The organism is Metabacillus litoralis (genome assembly GCF_007994985.1).
Lineage (GTDB): Bacteria > Bacillota > Bacilli > Bacillales > Bacillaceae > Metabacillus > Metabacillus litoralis.
This window is the reverse complement of the sequence record NZ_VOQF01000023.1, coordinates 39,369-48,381: the sequence shown is the minus strand read 5'-3', so window position 1 is coordinate 48,381 and position 9,013 is coordinate 39,369. Positions and strand designations below refer to the sequence as shown.

The 9,013-nt window shown below is 36.8% G+C and carries 8 protein-coding genes, 11 tRNA genes, 1 rRNA gene and 1 pseudogene; 2 read left to right on the top strand and 19 right to left on the bottom strand.

Going from position 1 to position 9,013, the window contains the following annotated elements; translation table 11 throughout:
* From FS935_RS21925 to FS935_RS21865, 13 genes are all read right to left on the bottom strand, one after another.
* A 16S ribosomal RNA gene (locus FS935_RS21925) occupies positions 1-111 on the bottom strand; the annotation flags it as partial.
* Between the two features lie 109 nt (positions 112-220).
* Positions 221-294: transfer RNA gene (locus FS935_RS21920), tRNA-Gly, on the bottom strand.
* 15 nt (positions 295-309) lie between these two features.
* A tRNA-Pro gene (locus tag FS935_RS21915) sits at positions 310-386 on the bottom strand.
* Between the two features lie 4 nt (positions 387-390).
* Positions 391-467 (bottom strand) — tRNA-Arg (locus FS935_RS21910).
* A gap of 89 nt (positions 468-556) precedes the next feature.
* Positions 557-642: transfer RNA gene (locus FS935_RS21905), tRNA-Leu, on the bottom strand.
* 39 nt (positions 643-681) lie between these two features.
* Positions 682-764, bottom strand: a tRNA-Leu gene (locus tag FS935_RS21900).
* A 12-nt stretch (positions 765-776) separates the two neighbouring features.
* Positions 777-852 (bottom strand) — tRNA-Lys (locus FS935_RS21895).
* Positions 853-891: 39 nt separating this feature from the next.
* Positions 892-966, bottom strand: a tRNA-Gln gene (locus tag FS935_RS21890).
* A 94-nt stretch (positions 967-1,060) separates the two neighbouring features.
* Positions 1,061-1,137 (bottom strand) — tRNA-Asp (locus FS935_RS21885).
* A gap of 262 nt (positions 1,138-1,399) precedes the next feature.
* Positions 1,400-1,471 (bottom strand) — tRNA-Glu (locus tag FS935_RS21880).
* Between the two features lie 12 nt (positions 1,472-1,483).
* Positions 1,484-1,574, bottom strand: a tRNA-Ser gene (locus FS935_RS21875).
* A gap of 3 nt (positions 1,575-1,577) precedes the next feature.
* Positions 1,578-1,652, bottom strand: a tRNA-Asn gene (locus tag FS935_RS21870).
* 134 nt (positions 1,653-1,786) lie between these two features.
* Entirely contained in the window at positions 1,787-2,245 is a 459-nt protein-coding gene (locus FS935_RS21865) for a SprT family protein (protein WP_146950746.1), read from the bottom strand.
* A gap of 97 nt (positions 2,246-2,342) precedes the next feature.
* Here FS935_RS21865 and cmpA point away from each other — a divergent pair, with 97 nt between their 5' ends.
* Positions 2,343-2,459 (top strand): cortex morphogenetic protein CmpA, encoded by a 117-nt coding sequence (cmpA, locus tag FS935_RS21860; RefSeq protein WP_146950745.1) that lies wholly within the window; start codon positions 2,343-2,345, stop codon positions 2,457-2,459.
* 217 nt (positions 2,460-2,676) lie between these two features.
* Here cmpA and FS935_RS21855 read toward each other — a convergent pair whose 3' ends face one another.
* Entirely contained in the window at positions 2,677-4,839 is a 2,163-nt protein-coding gene (locus tag FS935_RS21855) for a Tex family protein (protein ID WP_146950744.1), read from the bottom strand.
* A gap of 280 nt (positions 4,840-5,119) precedes the next feature.
* Here FS935_RS21855 and FS935_RS23750 point away from each other — a divergent pair.
* Positions 5,120-5,492: pseudogene (locus FS935_RS23750) on the top strand (ATP-binding protein); the annotation flags it as partial.
* A 288-nt stretch (positions 5,493-5,780) separates the two neighbouring features.
* Here the strand turns inward: FS935_RS23750 and FS935_RS21845 are convergent.
* From FS935_RS21845 to FS935_RS21825, 5 genes are read right to left on the bottom strand one after another with little or no spacing between them, the layout of a single operon-like run.
* The gene (locus FS935_RS21845; RefSeq protein ID WP_146950743.1) at positions 5,781-6,380 is read right to left on the bottom strand and encodes a PP2C family serine/threonine-protein phosphatase; all 600 of its coding nucleotides are present in this window, start codon (positions 6,378-6,380) and stop codon (positions 5,781-5,783) included.
* Positions 6,377-7,168 (bottom strand): RNA polymerase sigma factor SigB, encoded by a 792-nt coding sequence (gene sigB, locus FS935_RS21840; RefSeq protein ID WP_146950742.1) that lies wholly within the window; start codon positions 7,166-7,168, stop codon positions 6,377-6,379. Before sigB ends, FS935_RS21845 begins: the two co-directional genes overlap by 4 nt.
* A complete protein-coding gene (gene rsbW, locus FS935_RS21835) occupies positions 7,134-7,616 on the bottom strand; it encodes an anti-sigma B factor RsbW (protein ID WP_146950741.1) in 483 nt (160 codons plus the stop codon). The genes sigB and rsbW overlap by 35 nt, the downstream gene beginning before the upstream one ends.
* Positions 7,613-7,945: an anti-sigma factor antagonist gene (locus FS935_RS21830; protein WP_146950740.1), complete on the bottom strand. Its 333-nt coding sequence runs from the start codon at positions 7,943-7,945 to the stop codon at positions 7,613-7,615. The genes rsbW and FS935_RS21830 overlap by 4 nt, the downstream gene beginning before the upstream one ends.
* Before the next feature lie 55 nt (positions 7,946-8,000).
* Entirely contained in the window at positions 8,001-9,008 is a 1,008-nt protein-coding gene (locus tag FS935_RS21825; protein WP_146950739.1) for a PP2C family protein-serine/threonine phosphatase, read from the bottom strand.
* Positions 9,009-9,013 lie beyond the last annotated feature (5 nt).

Sequence of the window (9,013 nt, the reverse complement as noted above, 5' to 3'; positions counted from 1 at the left end):
CACCCGTCCGCCGCTAATATCAGGGAGCAAGCTCCCATCAATTCGCTCGACTTGCATGTATTAGGCACGCCGCCAGCGTTCGTCCTGAGCCAGGATCAAACTCTCCAATAAAGTAGTGTTTGACATGCTCATGTATTTCATTTTGTACTATATAGTACGTTTTGTTAATCGAAATTAACGTTGGCACGCTTGGTTTTGTTTAGTTTTCAAAGATCATAATTGGAGCGGGTGAAGGGAATCGAACCCTCATCATCAGCTTGGAAGGCTGAGGTTTTACCACTAAACTACACCCGCAAAAAGTGTCTCGACTGGTCGGGAAGACAGGATTCGAACCTGCGACCCCTTGGTCCCAAACCAAGTGCTCTACCAAGCTGAGCTACTTCCCGTCAATGGCGCGCCCGAGAGGAGTCGAACCCCTAACCTTTTGATCCGTAGTCAAACGCTCTATCCAATTGAGCTACGGGCGCAAATATCATTTATCGTTGTCCAAAGGAGCAACTTTTATATCATAACATCTTGTTATTTCTAAGTCAACAATTTCTTGTAATTATTTTATTGGTGCGGCCGAGAGGATTTGAACCTCCACGGGGTCGCCCCCACTAGGCCCTCAACCTAGCGCGTCTGCCATTCCGCCACGACCGCGAAACATATGAAAGTTATTTACTTTCGTAAAAACTTTGATGCGGGTGAAGGGACTTGAACCCCCACGTCACAAGGACACTAGATCCTAAGTCTAGCGCGTCTGCCAATTCCGCCACACCCGCATGGTGTGTAAATGGTGAGCCATGAAGGATTCGAACCTTCGACCCTCTGATTAAAAGTCAGATGCTCTACCAACTGAGCTAATGGCTCATTTTATATAGTACATAAAATGATGAAATTAATTAAAAATGGCTGGGCTAGCTGGATTCGAACCAACGCATGTCGCAGTCAAAGTGCGATGCCTTACCGCTTGGCTATAGCCCAATAAACTATTTAATTATCAAAAGTGACAAGAGTTAAATATTATCATGATTAAACCTTAAACACAAGTGAAAATTATTTACGTTAAATAAATTAATGGCGGTCCGGACGGGACTCGAACCCGCGACCTCCTGCGTGACAGGCAGGCATTCTAACCAACTGAACTACCGGACCAAGTTTTTTTCACGAAGTGAAAATAAACACCCTTGCACTAGCTCTTAAAACGTAGTGAAAATAAACATCCTTGCACTCGCTCTTGAAAACGAAGCGAAAATAAACAACCTAGCATTAAAAGCGAAACTCTCACCTAAAAACGTAATAACTTTTAATCTTAATAAGTGAAAAGCCTCTCAAAAACCCTTATCATATACCAATCCAGAAAGAAATAGGAGGCGAGCTACAAGTGCGCCCACTTCCTACCCTCTAAAGTATATGATGACCCGTACGGGATTCGAACCCGTGTTACCGCCGTGAAAGGGCGGTGTCTTAACCGCTTGACCAACGGGCCTGAATTTTCATATGGCGGAGAAGGAGGGATTTGAACCCTCGCGCCGCTCGCGCGACCTACACCCTTAGCAGGGGCGCCTCTTCAGCCACTTGAGTACTTCCCCATATGGCTCCGCAGGTAGGACTCGAACCTACGACCGATCGGTTAACAGCCGATAGCTCTACCACTGAGCTACTGCGGAATAATTATTTATAACAGACTTTCTTTATTATATTGATTGTGGCATGTCCTGTCAAGACGATCAATCAATATTTCAAGAAATTTCATTGCCATCAACGACGGCTTTTATAATTTATCATAGCCACTATATCATAGTCAACCCTTTTCAATAAGATAGATTTTTCCAGCACATTTACCACAAACCATCCGAGATGTGTCGACTCGTCTTTTCCTCTTATACTCTTGACCACATCTTGTACACTTATACGTTAAACTTACAGCTTTAGGTTTAGGTGTATTTATTAATGGGGTACAGAATCTAGGAGCATCAACTTTCAAAAGAAGATCTTTAAAATCTTTATCACCATGCTTATACCCTTTTCCTTCTATATGAAGATGATAATGACATAGCTCATGTTTAATAATCCCAATCATCTCATCAAGACCATGCTCAGCATAGTACTTCGGATTAATATCAATATTATGACTTCCTAGCATGTATCTTCCACCAGTCGTTCGTAGCCTATTATTAAAGGTTGCTTTATGTTTAAACGTTTTATGAAAAAGACTCAAAGATAGATCTTCTACTAATTTCTGAAGCTTTACATCATCCATGATAAATCCCCCGTTTTAAATTGGAACACAGCACTCGTCCATTGCATACATTATAAACACCTATACACCATTATAATGGTTAAGGAGGTATGAGCAAATGCCATCATGGTTACAAAATCAAATGCAACGTGCCTTTTTAGAAAAAAATCGGTATCAAATAAAGTTACTTAATCAATGTTGGTTTTTTTATAGAGAAAAAGAAGCAAATTCATAATTATCATTGTCAGATAATCTGAAGTTTAGTAGGCGAAAAGCATCTGACTTTTTTTGCAAAATGTCATACTGCTAAAAAGCTATATTAAAAAACCAGCACAATTTTCACTTTATATTCATAGACAAATATGCGACTCCTCTTTAAAAAGAAACTTTTTAATAGAAATGAGGAGTCTACATTTTTAAAAATAACAGTATTCGACCTACAGTAAGCTAGATTAATTTTTTAACATCGTAAGAGCAACTCTACCCTTCTTCGAATCAACTTCATCAACCCAAACTGTAACAACATCACCAACTGAAACAAGATCTAATGGATGCTTAACAAAGCTATTGCTCATTTTTGAAATATGCACTAGTCCGTCCTGTTTTACACCTATATCTACAAAAGCACCGAAATCAACAACATTCCTTACAGTACCTTGTAATTCCATACCTTGTTGAAGATCTTCTAATTTAAGAATATCCTTTTTGAGTAATGGCTTTGAAACTTCATCACGAGGGTCTCTCTCAGGTCGAACTAAGGCATCACATATATCCTTTAACGTCAGCTCACCTATTGAAAGGATATCAGACACTTCTTTAAGATTTAGATTTTTCACCTTTTCATTTAATTCTGTAGTTCCCAAATCTTCAGCAGTTGCATCTAACTGTTTGAGTAGCTTCTTTACTTCTGCATATCTTTCTGGGTGAATGCCTGTTCGATCAAGAGGCTGATCACCATCTGATACCCTCAAGAAACCAATACATTGCTCATACGTTTTGGCGCCTAGTCTAGGAATATCTTTAAGTTCTTTTCTATTCGTAAACCTGCCTAGCTCTTCTCTTTTCTTCACTATGTTATTTGCCACTGATTTACTAAGTCCAGCTACATATTGTAATAAAGATGATGAAGCTGTGTTTACATTTACTCCAACTTGGTTAACTACAGTTTCTACGACAAATGTTAATGAATCATTAAGCTTCTTTTGTGATACATCATGCTGATATTGACCAACTCCTACTGATTTCGGATCGATTTTTACTAATTCAGCTAATGGATCCTGTAATCTCCTTGCGATGGAGACAGCACTTCTTTCTTCTACCTGCAAATCCGGGAACTCTTCTCTCGCTAAGTCAGATGCTGAGTAAACACTTGCTCCTGCTTCATTTACGATAAGGTACGAAATTTCTTCTGAAACTTCTTTTAATATATCAGCAATAAATTGTTCTGTTTCTCTAGATGCTGTTCCATTACCAATGGCTACGACCTCAATTTTATAATCCTTCAAAATCGAAACAACCGTTTCTTTCGCTTTTTCTTTTTTGTTTACAGGTGGATGTGGATAAATCACACCAATATGCATCATTTTGCCTGTTTCATCCGCTACTGCTAATTTACAGCCTGTCCGATAAGCCGGATCCACACCTAATACCATTCTCCCTTTTAATGGCGGCTGAAGTAATAAGTTTCTTAAGTTTTCTGAGAAAATATGAATCGCACGGTCTTCTGCTTTTTCTGAAAGCTCTTTTCGTATTTCTCTTTCAATTGATGGCTGAATCAGTCTTTTATAAGCATCATCTATAGCCTCTATTAACACGTCTCTTACTGTTGTTATATTATTTTTCAACTCTTCTTTTGTTAGATAACTAATAATTTGATCTTGAGGTGGTTTGACAGATATTCTTAAAACATCTTCCTTTTCTCCACGATTCATCGCAAGAACACGATGAGGTACAATCTTTTGAATCGGTTCCTCATAATCATAATACATCTCAAAAACATTCTTTTCGTCTTTTTTCTCATCTTTTGCTACTGAAGAAACTGTCCCTCTTTTGAAGGTAAGATCTCTAATCCACTGACGATATTTTGGCTGATCAGAAATTTGTTCAGCTATAATATCTTTTGCTCCCTGAATTGCTTCTTCAGAAGCATTTACTTCTTTTTCTTCATTAACAAATTCTTGAGCCTTTTGTTGTAAATCTCCTTGTTGCGGTAAAGTAAGAATCCATTCTGCTAGTGGTTCAAGTCCCTTTTCTTTCGCAACTGTTGCTTTTGTTCTTCTTTTTTGTTTATACGGTCTATATAAATCTTCTACCTGCTGAAGCTTTAATGATTTTTGAATCTCTTCTGCAAGCTCTGTTGTTAGCTTTCCTTGTTCTTCTATTAAACGAAGTACTTCCTCTTTACGATTCTCTAGATTTTGTATGTATGTCCATTTATCAGATATATCCCGAATTTGCACTTCATCAAGTGCTCCTGTTTGTTCTTTACGATAGCGAGCAATGAATGGTACCGTATTGCCGTCTTCTAATAACTTAATTACACTTGCAACTTGCTTTTCATTAATAGAAAGTTCCTTGCTAACATGCTGCATCATCTTGCCTTGTTTTTCTGTCATTTAAAATCCTCCAAATCAGAAATTACCTATTACAGCCAATCCTGCTTATTTACTTCTTCATACATTCTAACATTTTACCAAATTTTAGAGCTTTATTGAAATAGATAACAAATTTAGGTATCTCACAATTATTTTATTTTCTTAAAAATAGACACTGTTAAACTTTGTTGTTGATTTCTGTTACAAGCATTCGCTTTCCCGGGAAAAATAGGGTCGTCATAGAGAATGAAGGACATAAGCGAGGGGAAAGCCCTGTCAAAAGTCCGTCATAAAGCCGATGAAGGACTTGAGTACCTATTTTATTAAATGTTAATGGAATTATTGAACTTAAAAAGACAAAGCTAGAAAACCGGTTGTAATCTAAATTAAAGCACTATTGAAAGTATAAATTATTAATTACTGATGAAATTGGTTACCTTCCAAATGACAAAGAAGATGCCACTCTAATTTGTCAGCTAATTGATTTAAGATATGAAAAGAAAAGTACTATTTTAACTACAAAAATTAGCTTTAAAGAATGAGATGCGATGTTCCATGATACTAGATTATCAAATGAAATATTAAATTGTGTTCTACACCACTCAACAGTCGTAAAGAATGTTTGGCCTTCTTTCAGAATTAAAGATCACTTAGAGAAAGAAGATGTTGATTAATTTTTGTACATTCATAAACGATCAAAATTGTACTTCGTTAGCTTGACATTTACATTTTCTTAGGAAGAATAATGAAAAATCCCAACTGTCCGCTTTTTCTCTGGACAATCCTTCCTAGGTCCGGGAGCCTCCCTCGTAAGATGCGCGCCTGTGGGGTCTCCCCTTGACATGCTTCTCTAAGCAGAAGTCTCATGTTTTCACCTCCAATCAACAAAGTGCTAAAAATCAACATTAAGCTTTAACATAGCCAAAATAAAAAAAACAAAAAATCGGTCAACCATTTTAAAATTAAAACAGTTGACCGACTATGTATGTTAAATCATCATTTCGTGTCAATGTATATTCTTCTAATTGCTTTGATAAATCATCTACCGACTCACCCTTTTTCAAGAGAGATTTTATAGCCGGTAAAACCAATCCATCTGTATGAATGATAAATTTAGATCCTTCTTCATAATCGTAGGTATGGGTACGGTATTTTTGTGGTTTTCCTGATAAGTAGCCAAGTAGAGGAAGAGGGTAGATATATGACCCAGAAGGTGTACAGAGTATAAATCGAATATTTCCTACAGAACTATACGTGAACTGTTTAGTTTTGAAAAATATCTTCAATATCGACACAGTAGCTCCACGTTTATCCTTCAATTCTTTATTACATAGGTCAATTAATACGTCTACATCTTCAGCATGATTGTTTTCGACTAATGTACTGATTGCCGAAGAAGAATCATTTGCTCGTTCCCCACTACCTAAACCATCAGCTAATGCACATATATAATACTCATCAGTTGCTTTTATGTAGAAGCTGTCACCACAGCATAATTTACCTTCTTTAGAAAGTTGAAAAGCCAGTGTATCAATTTGATTATTTGATTCTCTTACAATCATTGTTTCATCTCCGATGGCATGTCTTTAGCTAGAGCCTCTCTAAGCTTTTGAATGGCTCTCCGCTGCAATCTCGACACATGCATCTGAGAGATACCAAGATGTTCTCCAGTTTCCTTTTGACTCTTATTTTGTATAAATGTACACTCAATAATTTCCATTTCTCTTTCTGATAAAACATGTAGAACACTTTGAAGCATAAGCCTCTGATTCACATTTTCAAATCCTTGATCTTGGTTACCAACAATATCAAGGATTGTGACAGTACTTCCATCTGAATCGGCTTCAATCGAATGGTCTACAGATAAAGCTTGATAGCTTTTTCCCATTTCCATTGTTTCTAACACTTCTTCTTCTGAAACCCCAATATAGTCAGCGATTTCCTGCACTTGTGGAGATCGTTCATTTGCATTTGTTAATATATCAACTGCAGCTTTTATCTTTGGCCCAAGTTCCTTAATTCTTCTAGGGACATGTACACTCCATGTTTTATCCCTTAAAAAGCGCTTGATTTCGCCAATAATTGTCGGGATCGCAAATGCTTCAAAAGGTTTACCAATAGTAGGATCGAACCTTCTTATCGCACCTAATAAACCGATCATGCCAACCTGTCTAAGATCTTCATGAAAGCTCTTCCCTTTTGAATATTTCTTCGCTAAGGTTTCAACTAAACCTGTAAAATGTTCAACAAGCGCTGATTGGGCACTATTACTTTCTGTTTTCTGAAACTCAATTATTAGCTCAATTACTTGTTCTTTAGTTAGCTTCATACTTTGAGATGGTTGTGCCATGTTCTATTCGCTCCCCGCTTAAATACTTAATCATGAAGACCGTTACACCTGAGTTAACTAAGACACGGACTTCATCCATGAGCGTTTCCATCAAATAGAGACCTAACCCTCCCTCTGGTAGCTGATCTACAGGACTTTGTGAGGAATAAGGACCAAGTTCATTTTTAGTCTTTTCAAAATCAAAGCTTTTCCCATTATCAGCAATCATTACTTCAAGGCGATCATCATAAAGACCAAAACCAATTACAACTTCGCCTTCTTCGTTATTTTTATAAGCATGCTGAACAGCATTTGTACATGCTTCACTTGTCGCAATTTTCAAATCCTCAATTTCATCATATGAATAACCCATTCTACTAGCAATCCCTGAAAGAGTTAATCTGATGATTCCCACATACTCTGGCTTAGCTGGAACCTTCATTTCTATATAATCTACTAGTTGCTTCATTGTAACCCACCCTCTGATTTTGAAGATATATCAATGATGTCACTTAGTCCTGTTATACTAAACAATCGTTCCAAGCGATCTGTTAACTCCACTAAATGTAAATTCCCGTTATTCTTTCTTACATTTTTCAATAAACCAACAAATACTCCTAATCCCGTGCTATCCATATAAGATACATTTTTTAAATTAACAGAAATCTGTGGATTTTCCTCTTCCGCTAATGGTAGTAATGCCTCTCTAAGCTTAGGTGCTGTATACGCATCGATTTCACCAGCAACTAATACCACGGTTTTATCATCTTCTTTATTTATATCGATTTTCATATTCATCTTTCTTCACCTCTAAGGATCATTTATGTTAATACATACCCCGTTATCATAATAACTAAACCAAACGTTTAATAATTATTAATGTAAAATCATCCCTTAACTGGAGATCCTGCATTTTTTCGAAATGGCGATAGATTTTCTCAACGATTTCCTGTGAGGAAAGATGTTTATTCTTAATAATCAGATCTGTAATGGCTGATCTTTCGATAAATCCATCTTCAGTTCGAGACTCTGTTACACCATCAGATAAGAGTACAACCATGTCTCCAACCTCAACCTTTTGTTGATATTGTCTGTATTGAACATTATGATCAACACCAAGAACAAGTCCTTTTGTAATCAAATCTTCAAAATGATCTGTTTCTGAGTGATAATAAAAACCTGGCTCATGACCTGCTGAAGCATATGTAAAAATGTGGTCAACCACATTATACATTCCATAAAACATGGTAATAAACATGCTTGGATCAACATTACGCTCAACAACTCGATTTAAATTTTCCAATATTTGATTAGGATTTTTACGAGATTCAGGGAAACTATCCATAGCATACTTAATCATAGACATACATAACGCTGCAGGTATCCCTTTACCAATAACATCAGCAACAGCAATACTTACTCCCTTTTCATCATGAACAAAGTGATGATAATCACCATTCATCTGCTTTGATGGAACACTAATAGCACCAATATCCAATGAATCAATGTCAGGAACCGTTGTTTCTAATAATGTTTTTTGAACATTTGCAGCGATTTCAATCTCAGATCGAATTTCTAATTGTTGATCGCGTAGACTTTGATGCTCCTGGTAAGCTAGACCATATCCCATCATGACCTCAAGTAGAAAATCTAACGAAGAGAGAACCTCCGTTTGAATATCAGGAAAGAGCTCTTGCAAGACCTTTCTATGTGCACTAATAATCTCTTCAGGTGGTATTTGATGTTCGATTGTTTTTCTACTAAATTTTTGCCCTTGATATAAGGCTGTTTCTGTTTGTTCATTTAGATAGTTTCTTAATAGCTCTCGATATTTTGTCTCTAGAAAATCGCGAAATTCCATTTATG